We start from the raw sequence: 14,445 nt of genomic DNA, 5'->3' as shown, positions 1-14,445 counted from the left end.
GAGGCCCTGGGCACCACCATCGTGCGCTGCGGCCCGCACGGCGCCGGCCAGACCGTCAAGGCCGCCAACCAGCTCATCGTCGCCGTCAACCTCCAGGCCTGCGCCGAAGCCGTCGTCTTCCTGGAGAAGTCCGGCGTCGACCTCGCCGCCGCCCTGGACGTCCTGAACGGCGGCCTGGCCGGCTCGACCGTCCTGACCCGCAAGAAGACCAACTTCCTGACCCGCGACTTCACCCCCGGCTTCCGCATCGACCTGCACCACAAGGACATGGGCATCGTCACCGACGCCGCCCGCACCGTCGGCGCCGCCCTGCCCACCGGCACCCTCGTCGCCTCCCTCGTCGCCGCCCTGCGCGCCCAAGGCGACGGCCCCCTCGACCACTCCGCCCTCCTACGCGGCGTCGAACGCCTCTCCGGCCACACCACCAAGTGAGCCCGGGCGTCGTACGTACGGGGGCCTCACGACTTGCGGCCCACGCCCCCGTTCAGGGCGTGGGCCAGTCGTCGCCCGCGACCCGGGCGTGCAGGTGCTCGTCGTGCCAGCCGTCGGAGTGCAGCAGCGCGCTGCGCAGGGTGCCTTCGAGCTGGAAGCCGGCCTTCTCCGCCACTCGGCAGGACGCCGGGTTGGCCACCGAGTGCGCGAGCCGCAGCCGGTGCAGACCGAGGTCCTCCAGGGCCCACCGGCTGATACGAAGCGTCGCCGCCACCGCGAGTCCGCGCCCCCGCGCAGCCGGGAGCAGCCAGTAGAGGAACTCCGCGCTGCCGCCCTTGAGATCCATGTCCCCCAGGCCGGCCAAACCCACCACCTCGCCGCCGTCCCGGTCGGCGATCGCCCAGATGGCGGCCTGTTCGTCGTGCCACCGCCGGTGCCAGCGCGCGATCTTCTCCCGTGCCTCCTCAAGGGAGACCTGCTCGGGCCTGTTCCACTGCCGGATCGCCGGGTCCTGGCAGGCGGCGACCAGCGCGTGCGCGTCGGAGGGACGCCACGGGCGTAACTCGGCGTCCGGAGGGAGCGGAAGGGTGGGCTGCTCGCTGTCGCGCAGCCGGCCGGCGGGGACGACGGGAGGTATCACGGTGCTCATGGGTGGATCATGCCAAAGGCCGTTCGCGGGACGGCTGCAGGCGGCACGGCACGGCGGAGTGCCCCTGGTAGGGTGCGCCGATGTCAGCGATCAAGAAGTTCCAAGTCACCTTCGACTGCGCGGAACCGGAGCGTCTCGCTCGCTTCTGGTGTGAGGTGCTGGGGTACGTCATACCGCCGCCACCGGAGGGCTTCGCCACATGGGACGATTTCAAGTCCTCCCAGCCGCCTGAGCAGCAGGACGCATGGTTTGCCTGCGTCGACCCCTCGGGCGTGGGGCCGCGGTTGTACTTCCAGCGCGTCCCCGAAGGGAAGGCCGCCAAGAACCGGGTGCACCTCGATGTGCGGGTCGGCACCGGACTGGTGGGTAAGGAGCGCCTCGCCGCGCTTGAGGCCGAGTGCGCGCGACTGGTCCCGCTGGGCGCCGTACACGTGCGCACGCTGTACGACGGCAGTGATTCGTGCATCCCGATGCTGGACATCGAGGGCAACGAGTTCTGTATCGACTGAGCACCGCCCGCGGACGAGCCCGCCACGAAGGCCCCGGACTTCGTGGCGGGCTTCGTCGCAAACGTCGTCACTCCGAAGAACGAACCCCGGCCGGACGACCCAGCACCCGCAGGCCGCGTGACCGGTTCAGGGCCGCCGCGATCTCGTGGCGGCGCGGCAGGGCGAAGTCCTCGTCCCGGACGGCGAGCAGCCGGTGCGCGCCGTCCGCCAGGTCGGCGTCGAGCAGGTCCAGCGCCTCGGCCAGCGTGCGCTCGCCGTCCGCGTACCCGCGCCGCACCATCAGTTCGAGGGCGAGGCCGATGCCCACCACCTGGCGTGCGTCCGCGATCTGTTCGACGGCCCGCAGGTCGATGTCGTGCTCGCCCAGGGTCAGCGCGTCGTCGCCCCGGGCGCGGATACGGGACCGGCCGCGTACCGACGTGTCGAGCGAGGCGGGGTCAGGACGGCGGTGCCCGACGCCGGGGAAGGACTCCGCCTCCGCGGTCCGGCCGGTCGGCACCGCCGCCAACTGCCGTGCCCGCGCGGTGACATCGGACGGCAGGTACGCGTCCATCATGAGCACCTGGTCCGCGACCTCCATGTAGTCGCCGGAGCCGCCCATCACCAGGACGGTCGAGACGCCGTGGTCACGGTGCAGGGAGCGCACCAGGTCCACGAACGGCGTCAGCGGCTCCCGCTCCTTGGCCACCAGCGCCTGCATCCGCGCGTCGCGGATCATCAGGTTGGTGGCCGCCGTGTCCTCGTCGATCAGCAGGACCCGGGCGCCCGCCTCGACGGCCTCGCACAGGGAGGCGGCCTGCGAGGTGGAGCCGGAAGCGTTGTCGGTACGGAAGTCGGTGGTGTCGGCGCCGCTCGGCAGGTGGTCGACGAAGGCGTGTACGTCCACCCGCTCGACCCGGCGGCCGTCCTCGGAACGGATCTTGACGGTGTCCGGCCGGGCCACCACCCGCTCGCGGCCGTCCCCCGGAACGTGGTCCCACACCCCCGTCTCCAGCGCCCGCAGCAGCGTCGACTTGCCGTGGAAGCCGCCGCCGACGATCAGCGTGACGCCTTCGCGTACGCCCATGCCGGTGACCGTGCCCGCGTGCGGCAGGTCGACCGAGACCCGCAGTTCCCCGGGGGAGGCGAAGGGGACGACCCCGCCGCCGGACGCCGGGCGGTCGTCCACGCCGCTGCGCCGCGGCAGCACGGCGCCGTCGGCGACGAACGCCACCAGCCCGAGGCCGGGCAGTGCGGCGCGCAGCGCGTCCGAGTCCTCGACGGTGTCGGCGAAGGCCCGTACGTCATCGGCGTCCAGCGCCGCGTAGCGCAGCGCGCGCTCGGCGACCTGCGGCAGCAGACCGCACAGGATGTGCTCCGCGGCGTGCCCGTCGATACGGCGGCCGTGACCGGGCAGGTCCACGCCCAGCCGCAGCGTCACCGCGCCGTCCCGCGGGTCGACCAGGCAGGAACTGCGCTCCAGTACCTCCTGGCCGCCCGCGTCCACGCGCAGCGCCCGGTGGTCGGCGGCCTCGGCGGCACGCCTGGCCAGGTAGCTCGCCAGGGCCCGCCGCCGGACGGGCGACTCCCACAGGTCCGCCGGGAAGCCCGCCTCCTCGGCCGGAACCCGCAGGGCGACCCGCGCGGGCGGCGCGTACGGATCGGACTGCCCGCGGATCACCTCCAGGGTGAAGCCGGGCATGGACCAGGAGCCGAGGAGCGCCTTGTACCTGCCGTACGAGGCGCCGTCCATGCGGCGCAGTTCCCCGGCCAGCCCGTCGCGCGTGCCCTGGGGGTGGTCGGCTCGCGACCGGTTCTGGGGCCGGCCGTGAGCACGGGCCGGTCCGCGGTCGCGGCCGTATTCGTGACCGCGGTCGTGATCGCGGCCTTGGGGGCGTCGCACAGCGCCTGTACCTCTCGCGTTTCGTGATGCCGGTATGCGTGATGCCGGTATGGGTCGGTTACCGGCCCGCCGGGCCGACGATACCCAGACGCGTGCCGTACTGCCGCACGCCGGCCCCGTCGGGGTCTGTGCTATCCGTCGTACCGTTGCACGCGGCGGCCGTGGCCGCGGCCCCGGAGGGCCGGCAGGCGGGTGCGGAGTTCGGCGAGGATGCCGGGCAGGTCGAGGGTCAGCAGGACGCGATCGCGCATCAGGACGCGGCCGTCCACGACGGTGGTACGGACATCACCCGCACGCACGCTGTGGACCAGGGCCGCGGCAGTATCGTGCACCGGCTGGACGTGCGGCCCCGTGAGGTCCACCAGAACCACGTCGGCCCGGTACCCCGGCGCCAGCCTGCCCACCTGCCCAAAATTCCGTTTCGAGTCCGGGCGAGCGCACGTTCCTATGCCTTGGTGTCGCCCTCGCCCTCCTGCGGACCGGGGCCCTTCGACCTGCCCCGCGCAGAGCCGCTGCTTCCTCGACCGGTTCTTCGACAGCCTTGCCCGCATGTCACCGACACTCCGCAGGGCGGTGCTTGATGGCGCAGCGCCGTGTCCGGCGTTCCAAGGCCGTACTTGCCCAGACCAGGCCGTGCGATGAGGGGCCGGCCAGGACGACCGGGTCCACGGAGCGAAGGCGTCCAGCCGGGCTCGGTGTGCCTCCCGTGCGGCCGCGCCGGCAGTCGGGGCGGTCTTGGTGGCGCTGTACGAGGAAGTGCGTGCCGCGGCGGACGCGGAGAGCGCGTGGGTCAGGCACGAGAAGAAGTTGAAAGAAAAGCTGCTGGATGCGCTCACGTACGACCCCGGTCACTGGCCCTCGAAGGCCGGACGACCGTCAGCGACTATCTGTAGTCGCCCTACCCCGCGGTGCACGCGGAGTGCGAACGCGATGTTTCTGTGAAGTCCGTACGGCCAGTACCGGCCGTCTAGCGTCAGAGCGCGCCCACCTCTACGCCCCGCGTTCGGCATCCGGCGCGGGGTATTAGCATGCTGAGAGGCCCATACGTACGGTGACAACACGGAACGAAACCGGCGTAGCCGTTCCACCGTTCATCGCCGAATTGCGCGGTGACAGCTCGAAAGCCCGCCACATCACCGAGCCGTTGTCCACGGTCTGCGCAAGCGGCAACACCATGGATTGGTCCGGAATTTCCCGGGCTTCTGCCGACGGAGCGAGGAGACTTGCGGCAAGCGTGACCGCGTGCGATGGCGGCATAACTTCCCGTATGCCCGGGGGGTCTGTAAGGGGAGGTCGCCGAGGAGACCAGCTGCGGTGCGGTAGCCGAACGCTTGCTGGGCGTGGGCTCCCGGGTGGTTCCCGAGGCCGAACGTGTCATCCCCGGCGGGCCAGAGCAACAGAATGTGGGCGTCTTCTACCAGGTTCGTATTACCGGTGGCCCGCTGCGGCCGGAACCGAACGGCGAAATCGCTGAAGTCGGTCTGGGCTCCGGTTCCTGATGTCGCTTGTCTGCGCCGGTCATCGCTGGTTGACGTCGGCCCTCGCCCTGGCTCAGACGTTTCCAGCGACGGGCCACGTCGCTGTCGTCCCGGCCGGCGGCTAGATCTAGCAGTGAGGCGCGACCAACATCCGAACCGGCCGCCTCGCAGGCGGCGCCGTTAGCCAGCGGATCGGCCGGCAGGTCCGCGGCTTGAGTCGCGCCGGGTCGGCAACCCTCCACGCACCTGTCGGGGATGCGCTGACGGAGGTCCGCTGAGGCTTCAGAACTACCGTCAACGCCCCTTCCCGGACCACAGGGGCGTGAATCACACCCATGCACGCTCTCTCCCGGCGGTGGAGCCAAGACGACTTCGTGCACTGGAGCAAAAACAAGTGCTTACAGACACCGGAGAACCTGTTTCAGAAGGTCACACAGGCGTGATGCCATCTTTGGCGCGGTGCTCACCCTCCCGTGAGGAACGAGTACGCCGAGTGTGCCACCAACTCCAGACCGTGTGACCTACCAGGGTCAACGCAACAGCACCTGCGGCGAATCGAATCACATTCCAAGTAATTCCGACTACCGGGCCTTGTCCATCCGCTTCCGCCATCAGCCGCATGGAGGTTTCAAAAAAGGCTACAAGTGGAATGATGAGCCGGAAGGGGAGGCCGCCGACACCTGGCACTCGCGCCAGGTTACCCAAGAGCCCCACAGGTGCCCCGAGGGCGAAAGCTGCTATTCCCCATATGAGAATCCTGGAGAAAATATTTTCGCCGGAGGCGCCAGACTCCAGCCCGCCCGGAATGGCGGGGCTCATGTCCTTGAATAGGTAGTAGGTGACCACGCCGAGAGCCAACCCAGAAGACGACAGCAGGGCTGACTCGATTTTTGATCGGCAGAAGTATCCTACCAAGAATGCATAACAGGCCCATGACCATCCGCCGGAAAAAACGAGACTTAGGGCGGCGCAAACGGGATTGTCCCATTTTCCGGCAACGGGACCTATTAGGCCAAGCAGCAAACCCGCTCCGAGAGACGCTGTGAGCGGTACGACGCGAGTGCGCGGTAAGCGTGTGATTTTTCTTGCCTGTTCCGTGATTGGGGCAGAGTCGGGGGTGGCGCCACTCCGAGGCTGCGCGGACGACTGATCACGCTCGGAGTGGCGCATCAACCTACCCCACCTACCGGGGAGTCACTGCTTGATGCAGGGATCCGAACCTAGTCGATGCTGTAGTAGGTGTAGCAGGTGTAGGCGTAGCCCGCCGTGCGGTTGGCATTGGAGGGGGTGCCGGGTTTCGTGGAACCGCTGTACTTCCATCCGCCGGCGATTTTCACCGAGGACGAGTGCCACTTATCCTGATGCAGATAGTTCGAGTAGCAGTACTTGCCGTCCGAATCGGCCGCGTACCAGCCGTAGCACCACTTGCCGCCGCTGGCGGGAACGCATGCATTCGACAGTGGCTTACCAGAGCTTGCCGAAGCTTCCATTTCGATCTTCGCCACACCCCATTCAGAGGGGTTTCCCAGCTCTGCGGGCGGCTTCGTGCCGTCACCACGCTTGTGGGTGGTGACCTGGCCTACGTCGGAGTTATCTGCAGCGATGACAGGGCCGTCTGCGGCGGCTGGCGTAGCAAGGGTACAAACTGCGAGTGCCGCACTCGCGAATCCGAGAGCTAACGGTCTGCTGGTCATTCTCATAGAATTCCCCCTTCTCAACCCCTCTTGCGGGGTTTCTGCCCAGATCCTCAACGAAGAAAAGACGGGAGTCAACAGCTTCGTCGATGGGCTGCCCGAAAAACGTCCTCGATCAGCTGGCAGTTGAATAGGAAGTTCACATTCCGAGGTGCACCTTGGTGCGCACTGTCCTATTTCGCGGCATGACTGTAGCGACCTTGATGTCGCACTCTCCCGTTACAAGGCGCCGTGCCAAGTGGCTTGATCTTTTCTTGTTGATGCCAGGACCGAGATGAGATGTCTGCGGACGCTGGGCCGTGAGTAGGCAACTACGTGTCGCTGGAGGGCGGGCACAGCAGGGAGGCCATGTGCTCGGGCTACTGCAGCACGGTCTGACGCAAACCCAAGGTCAAATATTGGACGACGACGGGGAACCGTCGCCAGCGGCGCAGACCTGCCGCTCTGTGCACCTGGCCGTCGCTGGACTGGAAGCGCCTGCCGCCGCCGGTGAGCACCGATACCACCGGATCATCAAGGAGGATCTGCGTGACCGCAGCCAGGCGCTGTAAGGGCTGCCCGCCGGGCGCGGGGGTGACGACATAGGCGCGAGCGGCGCCGGTCAGATCAACTGGCGCTCATCCCGCGCTCAGGCCATTCCCCCCGTTCGTCGTACACGGCATTGATTTTTCGTGACGCCTTGAGAAACAAGTAGTCGATGTTTTCGTCATCTGGCTGAGGCCGACGCGTGGTCCTGTCCACCGACAGACGCCTTGTCATCTCGGGAATATCTTCACCGAACGCGCAGACGATGGCATGAGCATCCTCGGAAAGCTTTTTGAAATATACCAGAGCGGCCACTATTGCCATTCCTTCTCGAAACCTTAGCGCTTATTAAGCGGAACCCTTCGCTGCCAATTGTGCGATTCGTTCGCCACCCGGTGCGCTTCTTGGTAGGTGGCACGGGGGTGCTCTCGGAAGGTACTTGAGTTGGGCCGTCTGCTGTACAGCGAGAAAGCGAGCATCCATGGCGTCACCTATGACGGCCGCCCAGTTCATCGCGGTGTTGCGCGCCGAGGATGTGTAGATCCGTGAGGTCGGCAACTGGCGCGCGCACAACCGCGCCGGACATGGTGGCTGGGGGCCGGTGCATGGAGTGATGATTCATCGCACGATGACGAAAGGGGTCGGGCTGACGGTCGACTGGTGCCGCCGCGGTCATGCGTTCCTTCCGGGCCGCTGTGTCACGGCGTTGTTGCCAAGGACGGCACGGTCTACCTGGTGGATTACGGCCGTGCGAACCATGCCGGGCGCGGGGGTCGGGACGTGCTGGATGCGGTCCCGTGTTGCCGTTCGCCTGAGGCTGGTCGTGGACTGCACCGTCAGGGACTGCAGGATCGTCGTCGGCTGGCGGCTCGCGATCCCCAGGAAATGATGTCGGTGCCCGGACTCTCCGCACCGCTGCCACCGGGAGCGCAGAGACAGTAGGTATACAAGCGTGGCTGGCCGCGGGCGGCGGTACGGTCGACGGCCTCTACCGCTGGGCGCGCAACCCGGTGGGTGAATCGCCCGAGCAGCGCCGACTGGTCCAGGAGTACAACGACACCCGAACGTGAGAGACATGATCAAGATCATCCACTCTGGCGGGATCGTGATCAACTGGGCGGGTCCGGTCGGCGGGGTAGGTGGTTCCGGTGGCCGGGACGGTGCCGTGTCCGACGTTTCGACCCCGGGGAGTGTTCCGCGATGAGCAGCATCAGCTACGAGGACGTGAAGGCGGCCGGCGGCCGGATCGCCGGGTATGTGCGTCCGGTCACCGTCGCACCGGTCGACCCGGGCGCGTTCGGCCCCGGCGAGGGCTGGCTCGCCTACGAGTTCACCCAGCACACCGGGTCCTTCAAGGCCCGTGGCGCGGCCAACTTCATCGCGGCGCACCTGGAGGCGGGCAGCATGCCCGAGGCCGGGGTGGTCATCGCCTCCGGCGGCAACGCCGGGCTGGCCTGTGCCTGGGCCGCGGGCCGCCACGGCATCAGGGCGACGGTGTTCCTGCCCGAGACCGCCCCCGCGGTGAAGGTCGCCAAGCTGCGTGTGCTCGGCGCCGACGTACGCCAGGCGGGGACCGAGTACGCGGCCGCGCTGGAGGCGTCCCGGGAGCACGCCGCGCGGACCGGCGCGCTGGAGTCGCACGCGTACGACCACCCGTTGATCGCGGCCGGCGCCGGCACCCTGTTGGAGGAGATCCTTACCGCGCTGCCCGGCCTGGACACGGTCGTGGTCGCGGTCGGCGGCGGTGGGCTGTTCAGCGGCGTCGCCGCGGCCGCGCGCCACCACGGCGTACGGGTCGTGGCCGTCGAACCGGAGAACTGCCGGGCGCTGAACGCCGCGGTCGAGGCCGGCCGGGTGGTCGACGTGCCGGTGGACTCGGTCGCCGCCGACTCGCTGGGCGCGCGGCGCGTCAGCGAGACGGCGCTGTACTGGGCGCGGCAGGAGGGGGCGGTCTCCCTGCTCGTACCGGACGAGGCGATCGTCGGTGCGCGCCAATCGCTGTGGGACGACCGGAAGCTGGCGGTCGAGCACGGCACGGCGGCCGCCTTCGCCGCCCTGCGGTCGGGTGCGTACCGGCCGGCGCCGGGGGAGCGGGTGTGCGTCGTCGTGTGCGGGGCGAACACCGACCCGTCGGATCTCGTACGGTCCGCCGGGTGACAGGAGTTCGCCGGTTCACCGCCGAAGGGCCCGCGAAACGTTCGTAAGGTGCCTTCCTGGTGCAGATATTCGACGGAAAACCGACGGGCCGGGCCGCCCTCCGGAAAGCCGCCCGGCCCGTGCCCCGCACCGCCTGAACACCGGTAGTGCGCCTGTGAGCTGCGCTTGTGCGGTCGCCCGGCCCGTTCGCCGCCCCGTCTTCGTACACGCGTGCAAAGAGATTTGCCGACGAACCGATACACCAGTCGCGTGGTGCTCGTTGCCCCTGTATGGCGCGTGCGTCGCGACCTGCCGGGTGGCCGGCCACCGGCCGGGTCGCCGCTGAACCCGAGCACCTTCGTCAGGAGACGGCAAGCATGAACAGGAAGCCAGGCAACCGCGGTGGTCGTTTGCCGCTGACCGCCGCGCAGACGGGGATGTGGTTCTCCCAGCAGCTGGACGCGGAGAACCCGATCTACCGTGCCGCCGAGTACGTGGACATCCACGGCCCGGTCGACCTGGCCGTGCTCAGCGCCGCGGTGCGCCGCGCCGTGGCCGACACCGAGGCCGTACAGGTCCGCTTCGAGACCGACGAGGACGGCGGGGTCTGGCAGGTGCCCGACCTCGCGGACGACTGGCCGCTGCCCCTCGTGGACCTGCGGGACGCCACCGTCCCGGCCCAGGGCCCGCCGCCGGGGCCGGCCAGGATCGTCCCGCCGGCCGACCCGTGGACGCGGGCCAGGCAGTGGATGGAGGAGGACCTGCGCGAGCCGCTCGACCTGGGCCGCTCGCCGCTGTTCCGCTTCGCGGTGCTGCTGCTGCCCGGCGACCACTGCGTGCTCTACATGAGCCTGCACCACATCGTCCTGGACGGCTACGGCTTCTCGCTCCTGATCCAGCGCGTCGCCGAGGTCTACACCGCCCTGGAGGCGGGCGGGGGGTGCCCGCCCAGTCCACTGGGCACGCTGGACCAGCTCCTGGCCGACGAGGCGCAGTACCGCGCCTCCGACCGCTTCGCCAGGGACCGCGCGTACTGGGCCGAACGCTTCGCCGACCGGTCCACCGACCCCGGCCTGGCGAGCCGGCTGGCCGCCGTACCGCACCGCTTCGTCCGCGAGACCGGCCACCTCGCCGCACCCGCCGCCGACGGGCTCCGCGCCCTCGCCCGCCAGTCCAGGGCCGGGCTGCCGGTGGTGGCGATGGCCGCCCTCGGGCTCTACGTGCACCGGATGAGCGGCACCGGCGACGTCATGCTGGACCTGACCGTGACCGCCCGCCCCGGCGCCGTACCCCGCAGCGTGCCGTCCATGGTCGCCAACGTGCTGCCCCTCCAGATCGAGCTGGGCCCGTACACGAGCGTGCGCGAGCTGGTGCGGCACACCTCCGAGCGGGCCCGCGGCCTGCTGCGCCACCAGCGTTTCCCGTCGCCGTACCTCGTCCAGGACCTCGGCGTCGCGCACACCGGCGGATACCTGGGCGACTGGGGCATCAACATCATGGGGTACGACCCGGAGCTGAGCTTCGGACGCCACCCGGCCACCCTGCACAACCTCTCCAACGGACCGGTCACCGGCCTCGGCGTCAACGTCTACGAGCGGACCGCCGACGGCTCCCTGCGCATCGACTTCAACGCCGACCCCGACCGGTACGACGCCGGGACCACCGCCGCCCACCAGCGCCGCTTCCTCGCCCTGCTGGACACGCTGGCCAGCATCGACCCCGAACGGTCCGTCGGCTCGATCGACCTCCTGCCGGCCGCGGAGCGCCGCCGGGTGACGACCGGCTGGAACGACACCGCGCGTACGGTGCCGGCCACCACCTTGCCCGAGCTGTTCCAGGAACAGGCCCGCCGCACGCCCGCCGCCACCGCCCTGGTCTGCGGCGCCACCACCCTGACGTACGACGAGTTGAACGCCCGCGCCAACCGGCTGGCGCATGCCCTGATCGCCCGCGGCGCGGGGCCGGAGACGTTCGTGGCGCTGGCCCTGCCGCGCACGGCCGAGCACATCGCCGGGCTGCTGGCGGTGCTCAAGACGGGCGCCGCGTACGTACCGGTCGACCCCGAACTGCCGCCCGAGCGCATCCGCTTCCTGCTCGCGGACACCCGCCCGGTGTGCGTCGTCGCCACGACCGGCACCGCCACCCGCCTGCCGGACCCCGCCGCCGCGCTGTGCCTCGACACCCCGGCCGCCGCGCGGGCCCTGGGCCGGCAACCGGACACCGACCCCACGGACGCCGACCGGCCCGCCGCCCTGGCGCCGGGCCACGCCGCGTACGTCAGCTACACCTCCGGTTCCACCGGGCAGCCCAAGGGCGTCGTCGTCGAACACCGCCAGCTGACCAACCTGTTCTTCGACCACCGGGCCGAACTGATCGACCCGGAGACCGCCGCGGCCCGGCGCCGCCTGCGAGCAGCGCTGACCGCCGCCTTCTCCTTCGACACCGCGTGGGAAGGCCCGCTGTTCCTGGCCGCAGGACACGAACTGCACCTCGTCGAGGACGCCGTACGGCTCGACCCGCCCGCCCTCGTCGACTACGTCGCCGACCGGCGCATCGATTTCCTCGACCTCACCCCCACCTACCTCCACCAGCTGATCGCCGCCGGCCTGTGCACCGGCGAACGGCACCGACCCCGCGTCCTCATGGTCGGCGGCGAGGCCGTCGACGCCTCCCTGTGGGAGACGCTGCGCACCCTGCCCGGGACCACCGCGTACAACTACTACGGGCCGACCGAGTGCACCGTCGACGCGGTGTACTGCCGCATCGGCGGGCAGGGCGGCCAACCGGTCATCGGGCGCCCGGGGCGCAACGTCCAGGCGTACGTGCTGGACGCCGCGCTCAACCCGGTGCCGGCCGGCGTGCCGGGGGAGCTGTACCTCGCGGGCGACCAGGTCGCCCGCGGCTACCTCAACCGGCCGGAGCTGAGCGCGGAGCGGTTCGTCGCCAACCCGTTCGCGCACGCGGGCAGCGGGCCGGCGGGCGGCACGTGCGGCGGCCCCGGGGCGACCTGCACGTGCGCCGCGCCGGGCTCGCGCATGTACCGGACCGGCGACCGGGCGCGCTGGACGGCCGAGGGCACCCTCGAATACCTCGGCCGCACCGACGGGCAGGTCAAGATGCGCGGCTTCCGGATCGAGCCGGGCGAGGTCGAGACGGCGCTGGCCCGGCACCCGGGCGTCGAACACGCCGTGGTGACCGTCCGGGAGGACGCTCCCGGCGACCGGCGCCTGACCGCGTACGTCGTGCCCGTCACCACCGGCGCCACGGCCGGCCGTACCGCACAGGCCCGCATCCCGGGCTCCCGCCGGGCCGAACCGGACCGCGCCGCCGCCCCCGCACCGGCCGGTGCACCCGCTCCCGTCCCGGTCGGCACCGACGCCCTGCGCGCCTGGACCGCCGCCCGCCTGCCCGAATACATGGTCCCCAGCGCCTTCGTCCTCCTGGAACAGCTGCCGCTGACCGCCAACGGCAAGCTGGACCGCGCCGCCCTGCCCGCCCCCGAACTCCGCGCCGCCTCCGCCGGACGGCAGCCGCGCGACTCCCGGGAGAAGGCGCTCTGCACCCTGTTCGCCGAGGTGCTCGGCGTCCGGCAGGTCGGCATCGACGACGACTTCTTCACCCTCGGCGGGCACTCCCTGCTGGCGGCCAGGCTCATCAGCCGCATCCGCTCCGCGCTCGGCACCGAACTGTCCATCCGCGCGCTGTTCGAAGCACCCACCGTCGCCGACCTCGTCCGCCTCATGGACAACGGCGGTGGCTCGGACGGCTTCGAGGTGCTGCTGCCGCTGCGCACCCAGGGAACCCGGCCCCCGCTGTTCTGCTTCCACCCCTCCGGCGGCCTGAGCTGGTGCTACGCCGGGCTGCTGCGCCACCTCGGGCCTGACGTGCCGGTGTACGGGCTCCAGGCGCGCGGGCTGGCGCAGCGCGCCGACCTGCCCGCCACCTTCGAGGAGATGGTCGCCGACTACGTCGGGCAGATCCGCGCCGTGCAGCCCGCAGGCCCGTACCACCTGCTGGGCTGGTCCCTCGGCGGCGCGCTCGCGCATGCCGCCGCCGTCCGGCTACAGGCGAGGGGGGAGCGGGTGGCGCTGCTGGCCATGCTCGACTCGCGCCCCATCGACCCGCACGGAACGACGGGTTCCGACGTGACGGAACACGACATCCTGAGCCTGCTCCTGGAAGCGGCGGGACACGAACCGGAACGGTTCACGCGGCCGCTGACCGTCCCCGGCGTGGCGGCGGTCCTGCGCGAGCACGACGGCGCCGACGAACTGCTCGCCTCGTTGAAGGAGCACCCGGCCCTCGGCGAGGACCGGCTCGCCGCCGTCACCGAGGTGTTCACCAACTCGGTCAAACTGCTGCCGACCTTCTCCGAAGGCGTCTTCGACGGCGACCTGCTCTACTTCCACGCCACCGAGGGCAAGCCGGACCACGCGCCGACCGCCGGAGCGTGGCGCCATCTGGTGACGGGCGACATCGAGAGCCACGACATCGCGTGTACGCACCACGCCATGACCCAGCCGGGCCCACTGGCCCGCATCGGCCGGAAGGTCGCCGCACACCTGGGTGCCACGCTGGCGGTATCCGGAGCGGCGGACCTCACCCGGTGACGTAGCCGAGGGCCACGCGGGCGAACCCGGCGACGTTACGGGGGCACCGCCAGCTCTCCAGGAACCCGGCACGGGACGGGGCGCTCGTGGGCCCGTGGTGGCCGGCTATCAGGTCGTCCAGCACGTCGGGGAGCTGTTCGAGCTGGGTGTCCAAGTCGTCCGCGTACGACTCGAACGGGTGCCGGTCGTGCGTGCACGCTTGCCCGTCATGCGCGCGTACCACCGCGGAAAGCGTCTCGACCACCTGCGCCTCGACACCGGGCCCGGGCCCGACGGCGGCTATGTAGGGCGCCATGGTGACCAGTCCGAGCGTCCAGAGGAGGGCGTCCGGGCCCGTCTGCCCGGTGCTGAGGGCACGGACGCACTGGAGGACCGCCTCGTCCTCGTCGTCCAGGCCGTACCCGTTCCGCAGGCTGTCCCAGTCGCTCGCCAGCTCCTGCCAGTCGTCGCGCGTGGCGGGAGCGGGGGAGCCGGGACGGTCGGTGGTGCTGTTCATGCAGGTACGACGAAGGGGCGTGCGGGGGAGTTCC

General features: G+C 70.4%; 10 protein-coding genes and 3 pseudogenes. 6 read left to right on the top strand and 7 right to left on the bottom strand.

Annotated elements, in window-relative coordinates; translation table 11 throughout:
- On the top strand, nt 1-432 hold a 432-nt coding region (locus ACH4OW_RS17665; RefSeq protein ID WP_398028667.1), incomplete at its 5' end, for an NAD-binding protein.
- 52 nt (nt 433-484) lie between these two features.
- On the opposite strand, the gene ACH4OW_RS17660 is transcribed toward ACH4OW_RS17665, so the two are convergent.
- Nucleotides 485-1,081 (bottom strand): GNAT family N-acetyltransferase, encoded by a 597-nt coding sequence (locus ACH4OW_RS17660; protein WP_360132985.1) that lies wholly within the window; start codon nt 1,079-1,081, stop codon nt 485-487.
- Nucleotides 1,082-1,161: 80 nt separating this feature from the next.
- On the opposite strand from ACH4OW_RS17660, the gene ACH4OW_RS17655 reads away from it, so the two are divergent.
- Nucleotides 1,162-1,590, top strand: coding sequence for a VOC family protein (locus ACH4OW_RS17655; protein WP_398028664.1), 429 nt, complete (start codon nt 1,162-1,164; stop codon nt 1,588-1,590).
- Nucleotides 1,591-1,657: 67 nt separating this feature from the next.
- On the opposite strand, the gene ACH4OW_RS17650 is transcribed toward ACH4OW_RS17655, so the two are convergent.
- Both ACH4OW_RS17650 and ACH4OW_RS17645 read right to left on the bottom strand, forming a co-directional pair.
- Nucleotides 1,658-3,472 carry an ABC-ATPase domain-containing protein gene (locus ACH4OW_RS17650; RefSeq protein WP_398028662.1) on the bottom strand — a complete coding sequence of 605 codons (1,815 nt, stop codon included), beginning with the start codon at nt 3,470-3,472 and terminating at the stop codon, nt 1,658-1,660.
- 131 nt (nt 3,473-3,603) lie between these two features.
- Nucleotides 3,604-3,879, bottom strand: a pseudogene (locus ACH4OW_RS17645) (amidohydrolase family protein); the annotation flags it as partial.
- Nucleotides 3,880-4,761: 882 nt separating this feature from the next.
- Between ACH4OW_RS17645 and ACH4OW_RS17640 the strand changes: the two are divergent.
- Nucleotides 4,762-5,075 (top strand): annotated as a pseudogene (locus ACH4OW_RS17640) (NUDIX hydrolase); the annotation flags it as partial.
- Nucleotides 5,076-5,379: 304 nt separating this feature from the next.
- Here the strand turns inward: ACH4OW_RS17640 and ACH4OW_RS17635 are convergent.
- The 3 genes from ACH4OW_RS17635 to ACH4OW_RS17625 all read right to left on the bottom strand — a co-directional run bounded on the left by ACH4OW_RS17635 (nt 5,380) and on the right by ACH4OW_RS17625 (nt 7,484).
- Nucleotides 5,380-5,796, bottom strand: a complete 417-nt coding sequence (locus ACH4OW_RS17635; protein WP_398028660.1) for a hypothetical protein — start codon at nt 5,794-5,796, stop codon at nt 5,380-5,382.
- A gap of 374 nt (nt 5,797-6,170) precedes the next feature.
- The gene (locus ACH4OW_RS17630) at nt 6,171-6,644 is read right to left on the bottom strand and encodes a lactococcin 972 family bacteriocin (RefSeq protein ID WP_398028657.1); all 474 of its coding nucleotides are present in this window, start codon (nt 6,642-6,644) and stop codon (nt 6,171-6,173) included.
- Nucleotides 6,645-7,250: 606 nt separating this feature from the next.
- Complete coding sequence (locus ACH4OW_RS17625) at nt 7,251-7,484, bottom strand: hypothetical protein (protein WP_398028654.1); 234 nt, start codon at nt 7,482-7,484, stop codon at nt 7,251-7,253.
- Between the two features lie 226 nt (nt 7,485-7,710).
- Between ACH4OW_RS17625 and ACH4OW_RS17620 the strand changes: the two are divergent.
- The 3 genes and pseudogenes from ACH4OW_RS17620 to ACH4OW_RS17610 form a co-directional block, all read left to right on the top strand.
- A pseudogene (locus tag ACH4OW_RS17620) lies at nt 7,711-7,964 on the top strand (N-acetylmuramoyl-L-alanine amidase); the annotation flags it as partial.
- 405 nt (nt 7,965-8,369) lie between these two features.
- Nucleotides 8,370-9,326, top strand: a complete 957-nt coding sequence (locus ACH4OW_RS17615; protein WP_398028652.1) for a threonine/serine dehydratase — start codon at nt 8,370-8,372, stop codon at nt 9,324-9,326.
- Nucleotides 9,327-9,682: 356 nt separating this feature from the next.
- Complete coding sequence (locus ACH4OW_RS17610; protein ID WP_398028650.1) at nt 9,683-13,915, top strand: amino acid adenylation domain-containing protein; 4,233 nt, start codon at nt 9,683-9,685, stop codon at nt 13,913-13,915.
- On the opposite strand, the gene ACH4OW_RS17605 is transcribed toward ACH4OW_RS17610, so the two are convergent.
- Nucleotides 13,905-14,411 carry a hypothetical protein gene (locus ACH4OW_RS17605; RefSeq protein ID WP_398028648.1) on the bottom strand — a complete coding sequence of 169 codons (507 nt, stop codon included), beginning with the start codon at nt 14,409-14,411 and terminating at the stop codon, nt 13,905-13,907. The genes ACH4OW_RS17610 and ACH4OW_RS17605 overlap by 11 nt on opposite strands.
- Nucleotides 14,412-14,445: the final 34 nt, after the last annotated feature.

The sequence above is a fragment of the Streptomyces sp. NPDC017056 genome, assembly GCF_044332485.1.
Lineage (GTDB): Bacteria > Actinomycetota > Actinomycetes > Streptomycetales > Streptomycetaceae > Streptomyces.
The sequence above is the reverse complement of the archived record's forward strand: the minus strand, read 5'-3'. Positions and strand labels throughout refer to the sequence as shown.

Excerpts from the sequence above, each read along its gene's own strand:
- ACH4OW_RS17660 (WP_360132985.1), bottom strand. The coding sequence starts at position 1,081 with ATGAGCACCGTGATACCTCCCGTCGTCCCCGCCGGCCGGCTGCGCGAC.
- ACH4OW_RS17655 (WP_398028664.1), top strand. The coding sequence starts at position 1,162 with ATGTCAGCGATCAAGAAGTTCCAAGTCACCTTCGACTGCGCGGAACCG.
- ACH4OW_RS17630 (WP_398028657.1), bottom strand. The coding sequence starts at position 6,644 with ATGACCAGCAGACCGTTAGCTCTCGGATTCGCGAGTGCGGCACTCGCA.
- ACH4OW_RS17615 (WP_398028652.1), top strand. The coding sequence starts at position 8,370 with ATGAGCAGCATCAGCTACGAGGACGTGAAGGCGGCCGGCGGCCGGATC.
- ACH4OW_RS17610 (WP_398028650.1), top strand. The coding sequence starts at position 9,683 with ATGAACAGGAAGCCAGGCAACCGCGGTGGTCGTTTGCCGCTGACCGCC.
- ACH4OW_RS17605 (WP_398028648.1), bottom strand. The coding sequence starts at position 14,411 with ATGAACAGCACCACCGACCGTCCCGGCTCCCCCGCTCCCGCCACGCGC.